21 protein-coding genes are annotated in these 20011 nt (G+C 40.2%); 7 read left to right on the plus strand and 14 right to left on the minus strand.

Annotation, left to right across the window (positions count from 1 at the left end; all coding sequences use genetic code 11):
- The first annotated feature begins 38 nt into the window (after nt 1–38).
- The 3 genes from H5182_RS14945 to H5182_RS14955 all read left to right on the plus strand — a co-directional run bounded on the left by H5182_RS14945 (nt 39) and on the right by H5182_RS14955 (nt 3309).
- A complete protein-coding gene (locus H5182_RS14945) occupies nt 39–1562 on the plus strand; it encodes a DUF3369 domain-containing protein (RefSeq protein WP_145235080.1) in 1524 nt (507 codons plus the stop codon).
- A 120-nt stretch (nt 1563–1682) separates the two neighbouring features.
- Nucleotides 1683–2570 (plus strand): LysR family transcriptional regulator, encoded by an 888-nt coding sequence (locus H5182_RS14950; protein WP_182731749.1) that lies wholly within the window; start codon nt 1683–1685, stop codon nt 2568–2570.
- A 118-nt stretch (nt 2571–2688) separates the two neighbouring features.
- Nucleotides 2689–3309, plus strand: a complete 621-nt coding sequence (locus H5182_RS14955) for a 2OG-Fe(II) oxygenase (RefSeq protein ID WP_145235076.1) — start codon at nt 2689–2691, stop codon at nt 3307–3309.
- A 2-nt stretch (nt 3310–3311) separates the two neighbouring features.
- Here H5182_RS14955 and ubiA read toward each other — a convergent pair whose 3' ends face one another.
- On the minus strand, nt 3312–4190 hold the full coding sequence (gene ubiA, locus H5182_RS14960; RefSeq protein WP_182760246.1) for a 4-hydroxybenzoate octaprenyltransferase: 879 nt from the start codon (nt 4188–4190) through the stop codon (nt 3312–3314).
- Entirely contained in the window at nt 4187–4732 is a 546-nt protein-coding gene (locus tag H5182_RS14965; RefSeq protein WP_182731748.1) for a chorismate lyase, read from the minus strand. Before H5182_RS14965 ends, ubiA begins: the two co-directional genes overlap by 4 nt.
- A gap of 154 nt (nt 4733–4886) precedes the next feature.
- On the opposite strand from H5182_RS14965, the gene H5182_RS14970 reads away from it, so the two are divergent.
- Nucleotides 4887–5294: a flagellar basal body-associated protein FliL gene (locus H5182_RS14970; protein ID WP_145235070.1), complete on the plus strand. Its 408-nt coding sequence runs from the start codon at nt 4887–4889 to the stop codon at nt 5292–5294.
- A 21-nt stretch (nt 5295–5315) separates the two neighbouring features.
- Here the strand turns inward: H5182_RS14970 and glpG are convergent, their stop codons facing one another.
- From glpG to H5182_RS15000, 6 genes are all read right to left on the minus strand, one after another.
- Nucleotides 5316–6137: a rhomboid family intramembrane serine protease GlpG gene (gene glpG, locus H5182_RS14975; protein WP_182731773.1), complete on the minus strand. Its 822-nt coding sequence runs from the start codon at nt 6135–6137 to the stop codon at nt 5316–5318.
- Entirely contained in the window at nt 6134–6451 is a 318-nt protein-coding gene (glpE, locus tag H5182_RS14980) for a thiosulfate sulfurtransferase GlpE (protein ID WP_145235068.1), read from the minus strand. The genes glpG and glpE overlap by 4 nt, the downstream gene beginning before the upstream one ends.
- Nucleotides 6452–6517: 66 nt before the next feature.
- Nucleotides 6518–7543, minus strand: a complete 1026-nt coding sequence (gene tdh / locus H5182_RS14985) for an L-threonine 3-dehydrogenase (protein ID WP_182718390.1) — start codon at nt 7541–7543, stop codon at nt 6518–6520.
- A 54-nt stretch (nt 7544–7597) separates the two neighbouring features.
- Complete coding sequence (locus tag H5182_RS14990) at nt 7598–8794, minus strand: glycine C-acetyltransferase (RefSeq protein WP_145235063.1); 1197 nt, start codon at nt 8792–8794, stop codon at nt 7598–7600.
- A 154-nt stretch (nt 8795–8948) separates the two neighbouring features.
- Nucleotides 8949–9503 carry a D-glycero-beta-D-manno-heptose 1,7-bisphosphate 7-phosphatase gene (gmhB, locus tag H5182_RS14995; protein WP_145235061.1) on the minus strand — a complete coding sequence of 185 codons (555 nt, stop codon included), beginning with the start codon at nt 9501–9503 and terminating at the stop codon, nt 8949–8951.
- Nucleotides 9500–10558, minus strand: coding sequence for a glycosyltransferase family 9 protein (locus H5182_RS15000; RefSeq protein WP_182778808.1), 1059 nt, complete (start codon nt 10556–10558; stop codon nt 9500–9502). The genes gmhB and H5182_RS15000 overlap by 4 nt, the downstream gene beginning before the upstream one ends.
- A 128-nt stretch (nt 10559–10686) precedes the next feature.
- Between H5182_RS15000 and H5182_RS15005 the strand changes: the two genes are divergently transcribed.
- Nucleotides 10687–11409, plus strand: coding sequence for a 3-deoxy-D-manno-octulosonic acid kinase (locus H5182_RS15005; protein ID WP_145235056.1), 723 nt, complete (start codon nt 10687–10689; stop codon nt 11407–11409).
- A gap of 3 nt (nt 11410–11412) precedes the next feature.
- Here H5182_RS15005 and hldE read toward each other — a convergent pair whose 3' ends face one another.
- The 3 genes from hldE to H5182_RS15020 are packed head-to-tail and all read right to left on the minus strand — an operon-like array spanning nt 11413 to nt 14930.
- Entirely contained in the window at nt 11413–12852 is a 1440-nt protein-coding gene (hldE, locus tag H5182_RS15010; RefSeq protein WP_145235054.1) for a bifunctional D-glycero-beta-D-manno-heptose-7-phosphate kinase/D-glycero-beta-D-manno-heptose 1-phosphate adenylyltransferase HldE, read from the minus strand.
- On the minus strand, nt 12852–13442 hold the full coding sequence (locus H5182_RS15015) for an SIS domain-containing protein (protein ID WP_145235052.1): 591 nt from the start codon (nt 13440–13442) through the stop codon (nt 12852–12854). Before H5182_RS15015 ends, hldE begins: the two co-directional genes overlap by 1 nt.
- A 33-nt stretch (nt 13443–13475) precedes the next feature.
- Nucleotides 13476–14930, minus strand: a complete 1455-nt coding sequence (locus tag H5182_RS15020) for a capsule assembly Wzi family protein (protein ID WP_182760248.1) — start codon at nt 14928–14930, stop codon at nt 13476–13478.
- A 153-nt stretch (nt 14931–15083) separates the two neighbouring features.
- Here H5182_RS15020 and waaA point away from each other — a divergent pair, with 153 nt between their 5' ends.
- On the plus strand, nt 15084–16382 hold the full coding sequence (gene waaA, locus H5182_RS15025; RefSeq protein WP_182760249.1) for a lipid IV(A) 3-deoxy-D-manno-octulosonic acid transferase: 1299 nt from the start codon (nt 15084–15086) through the stop codon (nt 16380–16382).
- Nucleotides 16375–16938: a DUF1415 domain-containing protein gene (locus H5182_RS15030; protein WP_145235046.1), complete on the plus strand. Its 564-nt coding sequence runs from the start codon at nt 16375–16377 to the stop codon at nt 16936–16938. The genes waaA and H5182_RS15030 overlap by 8 nt, the downstream gene beginning before the upstream one ends.
- 27 nt (nt 16939–16965) lie before the next feature.
- Here H5182_RS15030 and H5182_RS15035 read toward each other — a convergent pair whose 3' ends face one another.
- Genes H5182_RS15035 through H5182_RS15045 form a run of 3 tightly spaced genes read right to left on the minus strand, consistent with a single transcriptional unit; the run spans nt 16966 to nt 19948 of the window.
- A complete protein-coding gene (locus H5182_RS15035; protein ID WP_145235043.1) occupies nt 16966–17301 on the minus strand; it encodes a YdbL family protein in 336 nt (111 codons plus the stop codon).
- A 9-nt stretch (nt 17302–17310) separates the two neighbouring features.
- Nucleotides 17311–17493, minus strand: a complete 183-nt coding sequence (locus tag H5182_RS15040; RefSeq protein WP_145235041.1) for a YnbE family lipoprotein — start codon at nt 17491–17493, stop codon at nt 17311–17313.
- A complete protein-coding gene (locus H5182_RS15045) occupies nt 17486–19948 on the minus strand; it encodes a YdbH domain-containing protein (RefSeq protein ID WP_182760250.1) in 2463 nt (820 codons plus the stop codon). The genes H5182_RS15040 and H5182_RS15045 overlap by 8 nt, the downstream gene beginning before the upstream one ends.
- Nucleotides 19949–20011: the final 63 nt, after the last annotated feature.

Genomic DNA, 20011 nt, shown 5'->3' on the forward strand with positions numbered 1-20011 from the left:
ATACTATTTAGGAGAATGATAAAACTAAAGGTGTAAATGTGAACGACTTTTTATTTTCAGAAAATGCCATTGAAGAGTCAGAAACTCAGTCACCACAGGCGTTTTGGAATATTCTCGTGGTCGATGATGAAGATGATATTCACCAAGTCACTAAGCTTGTGTTATCAGGATTTACTTTTGAAGATAAAGCCTTATGTTTGCACCATGCTTACTCAGCGCAAGCCGCAAAAGAATTATTACAACAAGATCTCGATTTTTCGGTTGGCCTAATTGATGTAGTCATGGAAACTAGCCATGCGGGTTTAGACCTAATAAAATTTATCCGTGATGATATCAATAACCACGACATCCGCCTTATTCTTCGAACAGGTCAACCTGGCGAAGCCCCTGAAGAAGCTGTGATACGTGAATACGACATTAACGATTACAAAAATAAAACTGAGCTGACGGCAATAAAAATGAAAACATTATTGTATTCAGCTCTGCGTTCACATCGTGATATTCAAATTATTGAGCGTCATAGAAAAGGTCTTGAAAAAATAATCAACGCTTCTAGCTCATTTTTAAAATGTGATAGTGTCCATGAATTTGCATCAACAATTTTATCCCATGTAACTAATGTTATGGGCTTAGATGACACTGAAATTTATTGTGCAGCAGCTGTTAACCAACAAACATCTCCTGCCACTGATTTTAAGCTACTGGCAGCCTCTGGTGTTGAGCCTGAACCTAATGCCAATATGATCCCCGAAGATGTAAAGCAATTATTTGTTGAGGCACACAATCGCAAATCATCCCAAAAAACCATGCATGACTACATTGGCTATTTTCCAACTCAGGCAGGCCTCGAAACAATGCTGTATGTACGTAAAGGCTCGTTATTAGGAACCACCGATTATCAACTTTTGGAGTTTTTTGCCAACAATATTGCTCTGGCTTACGATAACCTGAAATTACGCGAAATGATGAAGGATTCGCAAAAAGAGCTATCGTATATCCTCGGTGAAGCCGTTGAAAAACGTTCAAAAGAAACCGGTTCACATGTTAAAAGAGTTGCGCACTATAGTGAACTGTTAGGTAAGTTATATGGCTTAAATAACTTTGAGTGTGAAGTGATAAAACTCGCCTCACCCTTACACGATATTGGAAAAATAAGTATTCCAGATCATATTCTCAATAAACCCGGTAAGCTGGATGATCAAGAGTGGGCCATTATGCAAACTCACGCCGAAGTTGGTTATGATATTCTGAAGAGTTCGAATAATGAAATCTTAAAGTGTGGTTCAATCATTGCGTATACACATCATGAAAAATGGGACGGCTCTGGCTACCCAAATCAACTTGCAGGTAAAGATATTCATATTGTTGGCCGTATTACAGCTCTAGCGGATGTTTTTGATGCCCTTGGCAGTGATCGTTGCTACAAAAAAGCTTGGCCACTTGAAGAGGTGCTCGATTTGCTCAAGGAGCAGAGTGGCAAACAGTTTGAACCTAAACTTGTGGACATATTTCTTAACAATTTAGCACTTTTTTTGGAGATAAAAGAGCGTTACCCTAACTGATAGTTGTAAAAATTATGTGAAATACACTTTTCAAATTGGGTACAATGGATTACTATCCATTAAATTAATATCAATTATGTTCGCCAGTAGTGCGGCTTACTTATACAAAGGACTATAAAAGTGAGATTTGAACAATTAGAGCAATTTGTTGCTTTAGGTCAGCTACGACATTTTCGCCAAGCGGCCGAAACAACCAAAATTAGCACCTCAGCATTGACTCGCAGCATTCAAACCTTAGAGGACGAAGTTGGCTATGAATTAGTTAAACGCTCGACCCGCTCAGTGAAACTAACAACTGAAGGTGAGCTGTTTTTAGAGTACGCACAAGACACTTTAAGCAAGCTCGAAGAAACTAAGAAGCGTTTATTCCAATCAATTAATGGCTGCGCCAATGAGAAATTGGTAATTGGCTATACCAATCATGCAAGTGCAATAGTGCCTATTTCATGTGGCCAATTTCTAGCACAATACCCTCATGTAAAAATTGAAATGCAACTACAAGAACAAAGTGAGTTGGTGCGTAAGCTACAGTTAGGTGAAATTGATATTAGCGTTTGTTCGCAAGCAGTTAATAGTATTGGCAATGACATACACTTACCTGATCAACTTATTTTATTCGTTGCAAAAAGTCATCCTCTTGCGAATAAGAACAATCTTTGCAAACAAGATTTAAACGATTACCCTATGTATAGTTGTTTTTCACAATCAAAACAAATTCAAGCTATGCTGAATGAGGCTGTCGATAGTTTGAACAAGAGCAGCAGTATAAAAGTTGGCAGTATTGAGCAAGTAATGGACGGGTTGTGTAAATCAAACCATATTGCAATTAGCAGTATTGAACATGCAAGTTCGGTCGCAGAGAATAATAACCTGCTCCAGTTAAAAACCAATAAGAACTTAGCTCATGAGCAATTGATTGTACAAACCAGCCAGCAAGTTACTGCTGACGACCCAATAAACCAGCTCCTGTCATTAATAGAAAAGACAGCGTTATCAATTAATTCTTAAGTAACAGCATGAAAACCAAGCCTAAAGCAGAACTCTGGCTTGGTTTCTAAATCTTCAGTAGTACCTTTGCATCATTTTAAGCTAAACTACGCGCCTTCCCTGCTATATAGTACAATTAATGAGCCTTAACCTGATCCCTGGACGTTATTTAACTGACATAGAAACTCATGGCTACGCCGTGATCGAAAATATGTTTGATGAAACACTGACTAACGCGTTGATAGAAGATTGTTATTGTATCAACCCCAATTTTAAATCAGCAGGAATTGGCCGTCAGCAGGATTTACAAATAGACAAGAGTATACGCACCGACAAGACCTTTTGGTTTGATGGTAGTAGCCAAGCTCAAATTGATTATCAAAATGCGCTAGAAGATATTAGAGTAAACTTGAATCGTTATTTCTTTTTGGGTTTATTTGATTATGAGTGTCACTATGCGAAATACCAGCATGGCGACTTTTATAAAAAGCATTACGACGCATTTAAAGGGCGATCGAACCGTGTATTTACTACTGTATTTTACTTAAATACAGTGCAATCTGGTGGTGAGTTAGTGATTTACAAACCTAAAAGTAAAGACGTTGAAATCACTATTCAGCCTAAAGCTGGTACGTTCGTGATGTTTGAAAGCGAACGCTTTATGCATGAAGTACTGCCGACAATTGATAATCGCTATTCAGTTGCGGGTTGGTTTAGGAAAAACACTTCAATCAGTGGCGTCATTGATCCACCTCGCTAACACTATAGATTAAATGGCAAGGACGCCACTAAGCCAATAAAAACGACCATACCGACATAATGGTTATTTAAAAAAGCTTTAAAACAATGCTCTCTATTACGACTATGAATTAGAAATTGTTGGTAAACCAAAAAGCCAGATGCCACACATAGACCAAGCCAATACGGCATTGCTAATTGACTCGTATAACCAATTAAAGCCAACAAACCTATAAATACACCATTTAGCGCAAAAATAATGATTCGATCGGCACTACCAAACAATATCGCTGTAGACTTTACGCCAATTTTCAAATCATCATCTCTGTCTACCATGGCATACATAGTATCGTATGCCGTAGTCCACGCAATATTAGCGATAAATAACAACCAGCCAAGCAGTGGGATAGTACCTGTTGCAGCCATAAAAGCCATCGGAATAGCCCAACCAAAAGCTGCACCTAGCACTATTTGCGGTAGATTAGTGTAACGTTTCATAAATGGGTAGCTAAATGCCAATAGCAATGCCCCGACTGACAATAATATGGTTTGCCAACTGAGTAACAACACCAGTATGAAAGCAATTATGATAAGCAACAAAAATAAGCTTAATGCTTCGCCACTACTCACCAAGCCAGAAGCTAAGGGTCTTTGTGCTGTGCGTTTTACCGCGCCGTCAATTTTACGATCTGCGTAATCATTAATAACACAACCTGCGCTGCGCATAACAAATACACCAAAGCTAAATACCACAAAATTAAGTAGGCTTGGCATACCATCACTTGCAAGCCACAATGCCCAATATGTAGGCCACAATAGCAATAAAGTACCGATAGGCTTATCGGTGCGCATTAACTGCTTATAATACGGTATATGAGCAATGTACAAGGCGGCAAATTTCATAGATATAGATAAGCCTCTGGTAAAAATATTTCAGCTACTAAAAAACGGCTTTGCGCCAACGAAAAAATACTGCGACGCCCCCACAAGGGTTTTACAACTACAGAGTATTGGCTAACAAGTTGCTGTACTGGGTGCTGACAATCAAAACGCGCTATTTCAATTTCGGTACGTTTTAAGTCCGGATGTTGAAAAATAACATCACCTAAAGGCCGATTACCCAGTGCCAATAATTGCTGTTGTTGCATATCATCGGTGGCAGGCAGCCAGCTTTGTGCGTATACCATAGGGATGCCATCACAAAGCAACAAAACCTCACGATTAATACCAATACGTTGTGAACAATCTAATAATTGTTGTTGTGAAATACTCAATTCAAACTCTTTCTCACTAAGCACTTTTACAGAGAATTCACCACACTGTGTTTTTAATTTAGCCGTCAGTGAGTTGGGCTCAAGTAGCCAGTCTTGCTCGTTACAAGACAAAGAATTGATTGATGTACCTAACTGCCAATCCGCAGTTACAGAAACAGGAAATGTGATCACGATAACTCTATTTAATAATAACCCTTTAAATGATACCACTGCCCGCGTCGGGGAAAAAGTGATGATTAATGAATATAATAGCTGCATCAGCCTGTATCTTAGCCATTATTACGTATAGACTAATAACAATTAATTACAGGGCTCTCTACTGAATATGAAAAAAACGCTTTACGCTGGCATATTAATTAGCACTTTCTTTATTAGCTTGTTTAGCAGCTTTGCAAGCAAAGCTGAATCAACTGTGGGCTACTTTGGTTTCGAACCCGATATCATTACCAACTATATTGGTCAGAGTAATAAAAAGTTAGGTTATGTGCGTATTACTGTAGATTTAATGCTCAGTGATATGTCAAACATTGCTATTGTTGAGCATCACACCCCGTTACTTAGAGATGCATTGGTAGAAATTTTATCAAAAGAGCCTGAAGAAAAAATTAAATCACTCACCGGCCGTGAAGAGATCAGAAAGCGTTGTGCCGAAAAACTCAAAACCCTGTTAAAACAAGAAACAGGGCAAGAGATCATTCGCGAAGTATTATTTACTAAATATTTATATCACTAAGTACTTATATAACTGAGTATCTTAAGCTGTTTTTTTAGTAAACAATTGAGCGGTAAACGCGTAAGCCATACCGCTTAATAGCCCACCTAAGTGCGCCCAGTTAGCCATACTTACAAACAACATGTCAGCAAAGCCTAGTACCAGCCAAATCAGCATAAAACCAATAATACCATTAGTTACTAAAGCCGGTTGTTGCGGGTTCAATGCCCGATGGATCCAACAAAACCCAAGTAAACCATAAACAACGCCACTTAAGCCGCCAAAGTTAGGGCCAACCATAATAAACTCAGCCCAATTACTAAATAGCGCGGTCACTAAAAAAAGACCTACTAAAGTACTTTTACCACTGAGCTTTTCAATACCATCGCCTAGCATGATCCACCACATAATATTAAACACTAAGTGCACAGCAGTAAAATGCACAATTGCAGGTGTAAGCCAAGTTAATGGTTGATCGGGTTTAAACTGTAATACGCTATAAATTGACTCAAAGCCACCGAGTAAGAAGGCAATGTAAATACCTACACATAATAAAGTGACCGTTTGGTTTAACCAGCTCAATGATTTAAAGCGTGCTTTTAAATTTAATTCTTGGCCTTGATAGCTCAACGGTGACTGCGTACTTCCTACTTGCCAAGATGCCTCTTGATAACGGGCATGATTGGGGTTTTCTACAAACGCTTGCCATAATGGCTGAGCTTGATGGAAATGCTCTGGGGCAACACAAATAATTACCGTTTTTCCATCTTGCGATCGAAGCTCGCCCTGTAAGCCTTGGCTTTTTATATAATCAATAAAGCCTTGTGCTGCACGTGGATTATTTATACTACCCAGTTCGATCATCGTTCCACTTGCTCCGGCAATTGGGTTTCCCACTGGGTAAAACCACCATCCATACTGTATACATCTTCAAAGCCTTGCTCAGCTAAGTAGCTGGCTGCGCCTTGTGAGCTCATACCATGATAACAAACAATAATAATTGGCTGATCAAACTCTTTGTTCATCATAAATTCGCCAATATTGGCATTTGATAAATGCTCTGAACCCGGAATATGCCCTGCTTGATACGAATTAGGATCGCGAATATCAGCAATCACGACATCATCTTTATTAAGTAGTGCTTGAGTTTCGGTAATTGAAATATGCTTAAATGCCATAGTACTCTCTTATAATTACAAAAAAGGCGACAAATGCCGCCTTTAATTCTCTTAACAAGTGGATAATTAATCCCAGTTAAGAATTACTTTCCCCGATTGGCCTGAAATCATCATATCAAAGCCAGCTTGGAAGTCATCTATTGAATATTGATGAGTGATGATTGGGTTTAGATCGAGCCCTGACTGAATAAGACTGGCCATTTTGTACCAGGTCTCAAACATTTCACGGCCATAAATCCCTTTGATCACTAAGCCTTTAAAAATCACTTGGTTCCAATCAACCGCCATATCAGATGGTGGAATACCTAGCATGGCAATTTTACCACCGTGATTCATGTTATTTAACATGCTATTAAATGCAACCGGTACGCCTGACATTTCTAGACCAATATCAAAGCCTTCTGTCATACCAAGCTCTTTAATAATATCTTCAAGCTTTTCATTAGCCACATTAACTGCACGAGTTGCGCCCATTTTACGCGCAAGGTCTAATCGGTATTCATTGACATCGGTGATCACTACATGACGTGCGCCAACATGTTTTGCAACTGCAGCAGCCATAATACCAATTGGGCCTGCACCTGTGATCAAGACATCTTCACCCACTAAATCGAATGACAGTGCTGTGTGTACTGCATTACCGAATGGGTCAAAAATAGAAGCTAACTCATCACTGATATTGTCTGGAATTTTAAATGCATTAAACGCTGGGATCACTAAATACTCGGCAAAAGCCCCCTCGCGGTTAACACCTACACCAGTGGTGTTACGGCATAAATGAACACGCCCAGCGCGACAGTTACGACAATGGCCACAGGTAATATGCCCTTCGCCCGATACTCGGTCACCAACACTAAAACCGCGAACTTCTTGACCCATATCAACCACTTCACCGACATATTCATGACCTACTACCATAGGCGTAGGAATGGTGTTTTGCGCCCACTCATCCCACTTATAAATATGTACGTCAGTACCACAAATAGCGGTTTTACGAATTTTGATTAATAAATCGTTATGCCCAACTTCAGGTTTTGGCGCATCCGTCATCCAAATACCTGGTTCTGCTTTTAATTTAGATAATGCTTTCATGAATCACACTCAATAAAAAAACCGCTGCGAAGGCAACGGTTTAAAATAAATTAATTAGATAATGCCCATTTCTTTACCAATACGGGTAAAGGCGTCAATTGCGGTATCTAATTGCTCAATGCTGTGCGCAGCAGAAATTTGTGTTCGAATACGCGCTTGGCCTTTTGGCACCACTGGAAATGAAAAACCAGTGACATAAATGCCTTCAGCTAATAACTTATCAGCCATTGCAGACGCAACTTTAGCATCACCTAACATTACTGGAATAATCGCGTGATCTTTACCCGCACAGGTAAATCCAGCCGCTTCCATTTGCTCACGGAAGTATTTAGCGTTTGACCATAACTTAGCACGCAATTCACTGCCATTTTCGAGCATTTCTAATACTTTGATTGATGCTGTAACGATTGAAGGCGCTAATGAGTTTGAGAATAAATATGGGCGAGAGCGCTGGCGTAACCATTCAACTATTTCTTTTTTACCTGATGTATAACCACCCGATGCACCGCCAAGCGCCTTACCTAAAGTGCCGGTAATAATATCAACACGGTCTAGCACGTTGCAGTACTCAGGTGTGCCTTTGCCGTTTTCACCGACAAAGCCAACGGCATGAGAGTCATCAACCATAACAAGTGCATTGTATTTATCAGCAAGGTCACAGACCGCTTCAAGATTACAAATAACCCCATCCATTGAGAACACACCATCGGTGGCGATTAATTTTGTTTTTGCACCCGCTTCATCGGCAGCAATCAATTGCTTTTCAAGATCTGCCATATCATTATTTGCATAACGGAAGCGCTTTGCTTTACATAAACGAACGCCATCAATGATAGAAGCATGATTTAACGAATCAGAGATAATCGCATCATCAGCGCCTAAAATTGTTTCAAATAAACCGGTATTGGCATCAAAACATGATGAATATAAAATCGTGTCTTCAGTTTCTAAAAATTCACTGATCTTCTTCTCTAATGTTTTATGAATGTCTTGTGTACCACAAATAAACCGTACTGACGCAACACCAAAGCCATGGTCATTTAAGCCGTTTTGTGCAGCCTGGATCAGCTCAGGGCTATTCGCTAAACCTAAGTAATTATTTGCACAGAAGTTAATAACTTTATCACCAGAAGCAACTTGAATTTGTGCTTGCTGCTGCGAAGTAATAATACGCTCATTTTTATATAAGCCTTCGGCTTTTACATCTTCAATTTGCTGCTGAAGCTGAGTAAAAAACGCAGATGCTCTCATCTGTAATCTCCAAATTATTGAACGGGGTGAGCGTACTTAAGTTAACACGGCTCATCTTTGTGGCTATTGTAAAAGTTTAGTCAAACAAATGCACTGTTTGTAGTTCATCGCAGAAATAAGGAACTGACAACTTATGCTGCCAGTTTACATTGAGCTATAGCAGTATTGAGGGTAAGTCTGCTAACGAATCACAAACATGATCTGCCGAGTCGATGGCTACCGCATCAAACTCCTGCCCGGATCGTACAAGCACCCGAGTGCCAATAACCGCTTTACTTGCCGCTTGCATGTCGCTTAGTTTGTCTCCAACCATAATGCTGCCAGCTGGATTGATATGATGATCAGCGATGCCTTGCAGTAACATGCCCGGAGCTGGTTTACGACAATCACACTCTTTGAGGTATTCGGGTAATGCTTTTTTCGGGTGGTGTGGGCAAAAGTAAACATCTGTCACCTTTACTTGATGCGCAGCAAATTGGGCTATCATCCACTGTGTTAGAGCGTGAAAATCCGCCTCTGAATAGTAACCACGGCCAATACCAGATTGATTAGTCACTATGATCAGTTTATAGCCTGCATCAGCAAACGCCTTACATGCAGTAAATACGCCTGGCACAAATTCAAATTTATCCGACTCATAAACATAACCATGATCGATATTAACCACGCCATCACGGTCTAAAAATAAGGCTTTATTGATATTGCTCATAATTGCTCTTTCTCAACCACAAGGTCAAACATCAAAGCTACTTCATCAACACTTATTTGGCTCATTAGATCACTGCCTTTAACCCGTGTACCCCAAGGTAATTGCTCAGCGGTTTTACCAGTTTGCTTGAGTAAGTTTTGGTGATACACCTCAACCACGTAATTTTGATATAAATAGGGTCCAGTGCGTTTCGGGTTTGAGTGGGCATATAAACCAATAACGGGAGTGCCTACGGTGACGGCCATATGAGCAGGGCCTGTATCAGGTGCTAATACCAATGCAGCTCGTTTAAGTACGCAAAGCAACTCTTTGAGTTTGGTTTTACCCACTAAATTAAGGATTGGCGTTGTAGTGGCTGCAATAATGTCATCACTGAGCGTCACTTCAAGCTCTGTCGGGCCACCCGTGATCACCACATGAAACCCTTGCTTGTAGGCATGTTCTGCAAGCTTAGCATAGCGTTCAGCCAACCAATTGCGTTCTTTTTTACTGGCAGCTGGAGAAATCACAAAAATTCGCCCCTCTAATCGCTCCGTACCAAGTAATTCATCAGCATTACTTTGATCATGTTCGCTGACTGGCATTTGCCAGTTTGGTTGATAATCAGGTACACCTATCGCCTGCGCAAAGCCTTTAAAGCCTTCTAACACATGAGCCTGCTGCTGTGGTGCAATGCGCTGGTTAATAAACAAGCTATGCAATTCTTTTGAGCGCGCCCAATCAAAACCAATTTTAACTTTTGCAGGAATACAACGCGCCACTAAGTTAGCTCGAAGTGCCACTTGCATATGCAGCAACACATCAAACTTACGCCCTTTAAATTGTTGTTTTAATTGCTGATAGGCTGCTTTGCCTTGTTTTTTATCAAACACCACCAGCTCAACACCGGGTAAATCAGCTAGTAACATGGCTTCAATTTTGCCGACCACCCAGGTAACTTTTGCATTGGGGTGCGCTTTTTGAATTGCCTGCACTGCAGATACGCCATGGCAAACATCACCAATTGCTGAGAGTCTTAAAATACAAATATCTGAATAGGTGGTTAAGTCAGTCACAGGTGTCCTTTGCTTCATGCTGGATAATTATCATGATCTTAAATTAACCACCCACTATTGCAAGCACTTATGCTCGGCTTTAAAACAGGTTAAGATAGCACTATCACCTGCAATAAAATAAGTACGCCATGTTTAACCAGCAAACCATCAATGAACACATTATTTTAAGCCATCCTGAGCATAGTGCCGAAATTAGCTTAAATTGGTTTGATAATGAATATTGGCAGCAGCAAGGAAAAATTGTCGGCGCCAAAAAAGGTCGCGCAACTGCATGGTTTTTCTGCCATAACGGGCTAACAGCAGTGCTCAGGCATTATTGGCGTGGCGGTTTAGTGGGTAAAGTGCTAAGTGATCAATATGTGTTTTTTGGACTGGAAAAAACCCGTGTTTACCAAGAGTTTTCATTAATGATGAAACTGTGCGAATTAGGTCTAAATGTACCAAAGCCGATTGCAGCTAAAATATCGCAAGCTGGCTTAATTTACCGTGGCGATATAATTACTCAAGCTGTTGCAGGCGCACAAAGTGTGCTTGATATATTAAAACAACGTCCCTTTAGCGCACAAGAGTTAATTAAAGTAGCACACACGATTGCGGATTTTCATAATCATGGGGTGTATCACGCTGATTTGAATATTAACAACATTCTATTTGATGAAACGGGCGAGATATACATTATTGACTTTGACCGCGGTGAACTAAAACTCCCCGCCAGTAATTGGCAACAAGCTAATATGACCCGCCTTGCTCGTTCGTTTCATAAAGAGCAAGGCCGAAATAAAGTAATGCATTGGCAAACTACAGACTGGCAGCAGTTACACACAGCATACCAGTCCACTCTTAAAATATAGCCGTTAAGCCTTTATTTTACTGATCACTTTTGACGTAGAGCAGCCATTTAAAAACTCAAGTACTTCAACTTTTCCGCCATGGCGAAGTACATGATCAGCGCCTGCAATTTGTTCAACAGTGTAATCTCCACCCTTTACTAAGATATCAGGACTGATCAGCTCAATTAATTTAGCGGGTGTATCGTTTTCTTCAACTGCACCAAATGGAATTACCCAATCAACTGATGCCAAAGCGCTCAGCACCATAGCACGCTCATCAAGCGGGTTAATAGGGCGCTCAGGACCTTTTAAACGCGTTATTGATTCATCATTATTTAAACCGACGACTAGACGATCTCCACGTGCTTTGGCTTGTGCTAAGTAACGCACATGCCCCGCATGTAAAATGTCAAAACAACCATTGGTGAACACGATAGTTTCACCATTTTGCTTTGCAAACTCAATATGCTGAAGCACATCATCAAATGGGGTTTGATAATGCTCGCCGGTTTTTTGTAAGTATTGACCTAACTTACGACTTAACTCTTCAGGCGATACCGTGGCTGCCCCTAATTTACTCACTGCAATTCCAGCCGCAAGGTTAGCAATTTCCACAGCATCTTTAGGCTGCATTCCTGCACCTAACATCACCGCCAGAGTTGCAATAACAGTATCACCAGCGCCAGTAACATCACTGACTTCAAGCTGTTGCGCTGCAAAATCGTGTTTTTCATCGGCACTAATAAGTGACATACCTTGCTCTGAGCGAGTCAATAGCATGGCCGCGATCCCTGCATTGCTGATCAGTGCTCGAGCACTGTCTGCTAAATGCTGTTCCGAATCTGTTTTACCACCGGCAAGCTTGAATTCATTCAAGTTAGGAGTAATAAAATCAGCACCGCGATATAAGTTTAAGTCTGAGGATTTAGGATCAATTAGAACTGTTTTTCCAGCACCTTTAGCAAGTTTTATCATTTGCTGGATCAAGCTTAATGAGCCTTTGTTATAATCTGAGAACAAGACAAAGTCGTACTCATCTAATACTAATTCCAGACGGTTTAAAAGTAGTTGACTGTGTTGCTCAGTAAACATCTCTTCTAAGTCAAGTCTAACGACTTGTTGATGACGGCTAATCACACGCATTTTTGAAATAGTTGGCAAATCACAAACACTGACTAATTGTGAATCTATACGTTCATCAGCAAGAATTCGCTCTAATATTTGGCCGCTTTCATCTTCACCAATTAAACCCAACAAGCCAACTTTACCATCTAAACGGGCAATATTTTTTGCCACGTTTGCGGCGCCACCGGCTTTATCTTCAAATTTACTTACTTTAACTATAGGCACAGGTGCTTCTGGCGATATGCGCCCTGAATCACCATGCCAATAACGGTCAAGCATCACATCCCCAACCACTAATATTTTAGCGTTAGACAGTTTTTTTAATAACGCTAAATCCATTAACTCTGCCCCGCTACAACCATATCAATGGCTTCACATAACCAATGACCAATAAACATATGTGCTTCTTGAATACGTGCGGTTTCGTCATCTTTAATAATAATGGATAATTTAGCGATATCTTTTACTTTACCGCCATCGCGGCCTGTAAATGCAACTGTATAAGCACCTATTTCATTTGCAGCAGCTAACGCTAAATTAATATTAGCGCTAGTACCAGAGGTAGTTAAACCAATCACTAAATCCTCAGGCTTACATAACGCAAGAACTTGACGCTCAAAAACTGTGTCAAAGTGATAGTCATTACTATGCGCAGTTAAGATGGAAGTGTCGGTTGTTAGCGCCATAGATGCTAATGGGCCACGTTCTAATTTGTAGCGTACGACGAACTCTGCTGCTAAATGCTGAGCATCTGCTGCGCTGCCACCATTACCAAACCAAACTACTTTTCCACCAGCTTGCAAAGTACTGTGGCAAACTTCAAGCAATTGCATTACTTGAGGGTGATATGTTTCCATCGTTTCAAACAATACTTGGTGACGGGTTAAACTTTCAAGGTAGCTGCTCGCTACAGAATCAATATTAGACATGGGTAATCCTCTCAAAATTAGTCTGACTAGCTACTACCAAAAAAGTGCCACTGACAACCACGTATAGTTATCACCAAATACATCTTCGCCGTAAGTTAAAGTTGTTTCAATATTATATTCTTGCCACTTTCGGTTGTTACTAATTTGTAATTCAATGCCTTGCTCGTAATGCGCACTCTCATTACCATAATCATTAATATAGCCGCTTTCATTATCAATTAAAGTAAATTTTGCACGCCAAAATGAACCTGTGGTGGCAGCATAAGCGGCTTCTATACTATGAATGTTCGACGGCACACCATCACCGAAATAACGCTGATCGGCAGCATAATGGCCTACTACATAACCATCATTAGTATTACCAAACGTCGGGTATATGTAATTCTTATACCAAAGACTATGCATGTTAGTATATTCATAGCGAAGTGATAAACCATTAGTTAATTGAGGTAAAAATACTCCATAGCTATATACAATATTACCAAATTGGTAGTTTTGGTGCTCTTTAGTATCTTCACCACCATACTCAAAATAAAGCTCTGTTGGTATTCCCCAATTAAAGTTCACAACACTTGTTATTGAAGCAAACTGGTCGCCAAGCTCATTATCAGGACCTCCAGCAAGTTCGCTATTATCATTTCCAGCCGGATCAAAAAATGCTTTAACTACATCGCTAAAGCCAACATCGCGAGGCCCACCACCAAATTGCATCATACGATTAATGCCGATTTTCCAACCCTCTACAGGCTCTAAACTAATATGTGTGCCAGCTAAACGAGGTGTGCCATCATGTAATTCATTTTGATATAATATGCCTTTTTCAACATGCTCAAGCTCAGAATAGTAAAGCTCAAAATCAAAGTTCCACCAATTATGAGCTGGTGCCACCATCCCTAATGAAATAGATGGCGAGGTACGGGCATTAGTAGAAACAATCTGAGCTGATTGTTTGAACGGCGAAAACCAATGCTCTTTGTAACCAATATTTAACTGCAAGTCATCGCCAGCAAAGCTGACAAAACTATTATAATTAATAAATTTATTTTGCTTCGCGCGATAATCGACACCTACTTGCATCAAGGTATAGTCATTAGGACGCCAAATACCCTCAAAGAATACTTGCCCCCACTCATCAGAGCTCAAACCACGTTGATTGGCAAGTTTGGTTGCATTGCTGCCATCAGCACGCACCTTAACACCTACTCGAGTAATATTATCGCTGCCTTGATAAGGCTTAATTTTAGCACGTATTTCCGCGACTAAACTTGGCTGTGCATTTTGCAATTTAGTAAGTGCCGCTTCAACTTCCTTTAGGCGATAAGGCTTTGTCATCGGTGTGCCTGACGTCAATGCAAATAACGTATCGATCTGATGATCAAGCTGTGCATCGATGCCAATTGGTAAGTAAGCAGTTGGTGTTGCAAGTGAAGGCAATGCGCAACTCATAAAACTGGTTAATACCACGGCTTTTATCAATTTGAATTTCATAACGACTATATTTTTCATTAAGGGACGCAAATATTACCAAATTAGCCGTAACTAAACACCCAAAACTCTCTATTCTAACGCTTTTTAACAATTTCGCATTTTGCTTAAAGTGTATCCGCGTTATCATTAGTGTTTATAATTCGAGGCTGAAAAATGGCACGCTTTTTTTATTCACTGATTCTTTATTTGCTAAGTCCTCTCATAACCTTTTATTTATATATACTTAGAGGTAAAAAGAACGCAGGTTATCGCGCGCACTTTGCGGAACGATTTGGCTTCATTACAGTAAAAAACACCTCACAAGAAAGCACAGTATTAAAAGATGATCTAATTGTGATCCATTGCGCTTCAGTTGGTGAAGTACTTGCTGCAACACCTTTGCTTAAAGAGCTACAATACCAGCAGCCAAGTAACTCATTTATGATAACCTGTAACACCCCTACAGGCCGTGAACAAATACATAATAATTTTAAAGACTCGGTACAGTGCGCCTATTTACCTATTGATTACCCTTGTGCTACAGCGCGCTTTTTAAAGCGTGTTAAACCCACGTTAATGTGTATTTTAGAAACCGAACTTTGGCCTAATCTTATGGCGCAGTGCAAACAACAGAATATTCCTGTACTGGTACTCAATGCGCGGCTTTCAGCAAAATCACAACAGGGTTATCAAAAAGTAGCGCCATTAACTAAGGTTATAATGCAATCAATTACCGCTTTAGCTAGTCATAATCATGAAGACGCTAAACGCTTTATTGAGCTTGGCCTCAATGAGCAAAAAGTGCATATTACTGGCTCAATTAAATTTGATATAAAGCCAACTAGCGAGCAGTTAGACAAAGTCGACACCCTAAAAAGCCAATACAATAATCAGCGTTTTATCTGGGTTGCCGGTTCCACGCACCCTAGTGAGCATGAGCTGATATTAGCTGCTCAGCAGCAGCTGCTAAAACAGATTCCAGATGCACTGCTAGTTATTGCGCCGCGCCACCCAGAACAATTTGATAAGGTCGCCACATTGCTTGAAGACTCACCATTGAGCTTTAGCCGCCGCAGTAAAAATAACTATCAAAGCGAGCAAGTACTCCTTGCTGATACTTTAGGTGAATTGCAATGTTTATATGGTATGGCCAACATCAATTATATTGGCGGCAGTTTAATTGCACGTGGCGGGCATAACCCTCTCGAGTCAGCGGCATTTTCTGTCGGTGTTTTAACAGGCCCGCATACCTATAATTTCAACCATGTTTACCCTGAACTGATTGCATCAGGTGGGTGTATACAAGTAAGCGATACAAAGAAGTTAGCGGAGCAACTATACGAGCTTCATCAGCAACCAGCGTTTTGCCAGCAGCTAGGTCTACAGGCAGCACAATGTGTTGCTAACAACCAAGGCGCCATCGCGAAAACGATCACCATCATTAATAAATTTTTAGAGCCACACAATGACTGAACAAACAAAATTAACCTTACCAGAACAACAAACCCGCTTATGGGTAGCTAATGTCATTGTTAAATATAACTTTTGCCCCTTTGCCCGTAAAGAAGTTGAAAATAATTGCATTCATTATCAAACTAGCCAAGCAACCAGCATTGATGATGCTGTGATGGAGATGATCGAACAATGTATTGAACTTGATCAACAACCGACTCGAGAGACTACATTATTGATGTTTGAACAAGGCTTTACTGACTTTGAGGAATTTTTAGATTTAGTGGATTTAGCCAATGCGCTATTAGTTGCCCAAGGCTTTGAAGGTAAATATCAAATAGCCAACTTTCATCCTGACTATGTGTTTGCCGATAGTGATGACAATGATGCAGCAAATTACACTAACCGCGCGCCTTTTCCTACCTTACATCTAATTCGTGAGGCTAGTATGAGTGCAGCACTTGATGATTATAATGAACCTGAATCAATTCCAGATCACAACATCAATTTAGCTCGCCGAAAAGGCATCGACTTTTGGCAACAATTACTTGCTGGATGCAAAAAGCCGAGCGCTTAGTCACTCAGCTTTTAGCAAAAAGGAATGTTACTTTTTAACCCATTCTCCGTTCACTTCAACAAAGTGACCCGATTGGGTTTTCTCAATCGTTTTAGCAGCTGCCAGCGCTTCTACTTGAGAAAGCGACAAGTTGTTCTTTTTAGCGAGCTTTAAATATTGTGCTTTACGTTTTGCATTAATTTCATCAACCACCGCTTTTGCCTCTGCATTTTGCACCACAAGCCCTAAATAGCCCGAGCTATCCTCACCTACTAGCCCTTGATTTTTTGCATCATCTAACGAAATGGCCCAAGCCGAAAACGACAAACACACCGCACTTAATAAAGTGACAATGCTTAGTTTTTTATTTTTTACTATATTCATACTTGCTCCTTAAAATAATTCGCTGTCATCACTAAATAAACTGTCGAGTTCTTTATCAACTTTTACGCGGATTTCATGATCGACCTTAACATTTAAGTTAATTGTTATAGGCTCCTTGGCGGCCACCTCAACACGATGCGTACATGCACTGAGTAATCCCAATGCGGTCAATATTACTAACCATTTAGTCATTATTACTTCCTTTTGTTGAATACTCTTGTTCAACTTTTTGCGTAATTTCATCACTTAAGCGCAGTGCTCGTAATAGTGTGAACACGTTTTCTTCATGATTATAGTTAAAATTAACTTGCTGTGCTTGCTGTTGATTATACCCTTGCAAATTAACGCCTAAGGTCATCCAGCCGTCAGGTTTTAAGTTAACACTACTTTTAATACTCTGAATATCTAAATTTTCAAGCAAGCCAAGTATAGGCCCTAACTCTTGTTGTTGAGCCTTTACCGAATTAAAAGCTGCATTATCAGTGATAAGTAATTTAGCAGCACCTTGATTAACAAGCTGCCCACCTTTAACCTCAATACCCGCTTTTGTGAAGTAAACAGGCAAGTGTCCAGCTACATTTCCAGTTAAGCTAATACCCGATTTAGCATCAAGGGTAATGACCTTGCTAGCATCTATATTGTCAAATGTAACTAATGCTTGTTGCGGCTCTTCTGTAAGGCGATATTTATCCAGCAAAAAATGCCCTCCCATAACCTTCCCTGTAAGCTCCGTAACAGCAAGTTCATTTGCCCGTACTTGCCAAAATCCTGTTAACTGCTTTACCACTGCACCGGCTCGTAATTCATTTAGTTCAAATGTAGAAGGCACAACATTAAGCTGCCCTGAATCATAACGACCTATAAATTGAGTATTAAGCTGCTTAGCAAGGTAATCTGTGTATAAACCACTTACACCGACTAGCTGTAAAGAGAGATCGGCCTGTTGCAGATTAATATCACCAGCAATACGGCCACTGACTTTACCATCTGTTAAGGTTGCAAGCGGCACAAATTGATGAAGCAGTGGATTAAGCTTAGTAACTAACTGCTCTGAAATTATCACCTCAAATGGATGAGCTGTGCTTGTTATATTATGCATTGCCACAAGCTCTATCCCTTCTACATATATATGATGAGATGCTTGCAAGGCACGACTTTGTAAACCTTTTGAGCTTATACGAATATCGTTAAGTCGTAATTCTTCCGTTTGTAGCTTGGCTAACTTTGTTTCACTGGTTAAATCAAAAAACAATTCCCCTGCTGACAAACTTCCTGCAGCAGTTAGCTGATTCGCCAGCTGAGATAGTTTAATACTCCCCATATTAATAGTATCAATCTGGCTCGATAAGCTAGCGGTTAAGTATTGATTACTTTGTAGCTTCGCCTTAAAAGTTGCTTGGTAATTATCAATGCTAATATCATTCACTTTTAATTGCCCCAGCGTTAATTTTGCTGACAATTCGAGAGCAGGCTGTGCAGCCAATATGCTATTTATTGAAAAATGCCCTTGTGCACTAATATGCTGCGCATCAACATCGATAAAATCAGGCAGCGTAGCCACTTTTAACTGATAGTTACCATCAATATCACTGCTAACAACACTCGCGGCTATATCTAATAATGCAATATCATCACTCGAAAACGACAACGCGAATTGTGCCAATAGGGTTTCTAAAGGATTCTTTATATCAACCGCTAACTGTTTAACATTCATTAGCAGTTGTGATCCTGCCTGCAATGTTAGCTGATCTAATGTCAATTGAGTGTCTTGCACAATGATCTTACTAGGTAAAACTAATCGCCAATTTAACGGTATTTGCCGAGTAACAAATTGCTGCTGTGCATCATCATCGATAACACCACCCAAACTTTGTAAACACTCATTTTTGCCATTGAGTGTTGTTGCTAATTGCTGAGCATCTAGGGTTAATGTTTTTGAATTTAAGTTATAGTGACTACTGACTTTGCCACTACTTTTAATTGTCATCGAGCAGGTATTAATGGCGTAAGTGAAATCAGCACCTAGCTGAGTGTCTATATCGAGTTCAATACCATCAAAAACGAACCTATGTTGGCTAGTTAAATTAAGTCCTGCAATCGAGTTTACAGTCGCGGCCTTAACTGTAGAAAGTAGTCGCTCATCAAGCTCAATATTTCCTGCCAGCTTGGTATTTTTAACGTCAACCTCAGCTTTTACATCACCAGTAACAACAAACTCATTTAACATCGGCTCATTTATGCTGATAATAAGTGGCTTTTTTAATTGAGACTGAGTGATCACTAAACGTTTTAGGTGTAACAACGGGCGAGCTTGCGGTAGCGCCAAAGCAAGCTTTTTAGCCACACTAGGCTCAGTCGAAGAATCGTGGTTTACCAGTATTAAATTTGCACGGTTAACCGTGATGTTTTGAGTATTGGCCGTAATATCAGCTAATTCAAGCAACTGCCCTTGATAGCCAATACATGCTCGCTGTACATGGAGATCCAGATTGGTTGTTAACGACCAATCCAAACAATGCAGTTCAACTCCAGCTTGATGCAGTGAAGGAGCAACAAAATGCAAGGTGATCGGCATGCGAAAAATATAGCCAAGTGAAAGTACACTTAGCACTAGAATTAATAACCCCCAACCTACACGCTTAAACATATTATCCTTAAAATACCTTTGACCTTTGACCTTTGACCTTTGACCTTTGACCTTTGACCTTTG

Origin of the sequence: Pseudoalteromonas sp. SG44-17 (assembly GCF_014164235.1) — a bacterium.
GTDB lineage: Bacteria > Pseudomonadota > Gammaproteobacteria > Enterobacterales > Alteromonadaceae > Pseudoalteromonas > Pseudoalteromonas rhizosphaerae.

Coding starts and splice junctions, on each gene's coding strand:
- H5182_RS14955 (WP_145235076.1), top strand. CDS start 2,689: ATGAGCCTTAACCTGATCCCTGGACGTTATTTAACTGACATAGAAACT.
- ubiA (WP_182760246.1), bottom strand. CDS start 4,190: ATGAAATTTGCCGCCTTGTACATTGCTCATATACCGTATTATAAGCAG.
- H5182_RS14970 (WP_145235070.1), top strand. CDS start 4,887: ATGAAAAAAACGCTTTACGCTGGCATATTAATTAGCACTTTCTTTATT.
- glpG (WP_182731773.1), bottom strand. CDS start 6,137: ATGATCGAACTGGGTAGTATAAATAATCCACGTGCAGCACAAGGCTTT.
- glpE (WP_145235068.1), bottom strand. CDS start 6,451: ATGGCATTTAAGCATATTTCAATTACCGAAACTCAAGCACTACTTAAT.
- tdh (WP_182718390.1), bottom strand. CDS start 7,543: ATGAAAGCATTATCTAAATTAAAAGCAGAACCAGGTATTTGGATGACG.
- H5182_RS14990 (WP_145235063.1), bottom strand. CDS start 8,794: ATGAGAGCATCTGCGTTTTTTACTCAGCTTCAGCAGCAAATTGAAGAT.
- gmhB (WP_145235061.1), bottom strand. CDS start 9,503: ATGAGCAATATCAATAAAGCCTTATTTTTAGACCGTGATGGCGTGGTT.
- H5182_RS15005 (WP_145235056.1), top strand. CDS start 10,687: ATGTTTAACCAGCAAACCATCAATGAACACATTATTTTAAGCCATCCT.
- hldE (WP_145235054.1), bottom strand. CDS start 12,852: ATGGATTTAGCGTTATTAAAAAAACTGTCTAACGCTAAAATATTAGTG.
- H5182_RS15015 (WP_145235052.1), bottom strand. CDS start 13,442: ATGTCTAATATTGATTCTGTAGCGAGCAGCTACCTTGAAAGTTTAACC.
- H5182_RS15020 (WP_182760248.1), bottom strand. CDS start 14,930: ATGAAATTCAAATTGATAAAAGCCGTGGTATTAACCAGTTTTATGAGT.
- waaA (WP_182760249.1), top strand. CDS start 15,084: ATGGCACGCTTTTTTTATTCACTGATTCTTTATTTGCTAAGTCCTCTC.
- H5182_RS15030 (WP_145235046.1), top strand. CDS start 16,375: ATGACTGAACAAACAAAATTAACCTTACCAGAACAACAAACCCGCTTA.
- H5182_RS15035 (WP_145235043.1), bottom strand. CDS start 17,301: ATGAATATAGTAAAAAATAAAAAACTAAGCATTGTCACTTTATTAAGT.
- H5182_RS15040 (WP_145235041.1), bottom strand. CDS start 17,493: ATGACTAAATGGTTAGTAATATTGACCGCATTGGGATTACTCAGTGCA.
- H5182_RS15045 (WP_182760250.1), bottom strand. CDS start 19,948: ATGTTTAAGCGTGTAGGTTGGGGGTTATTAATTCTAGTGCTAAGTGTA.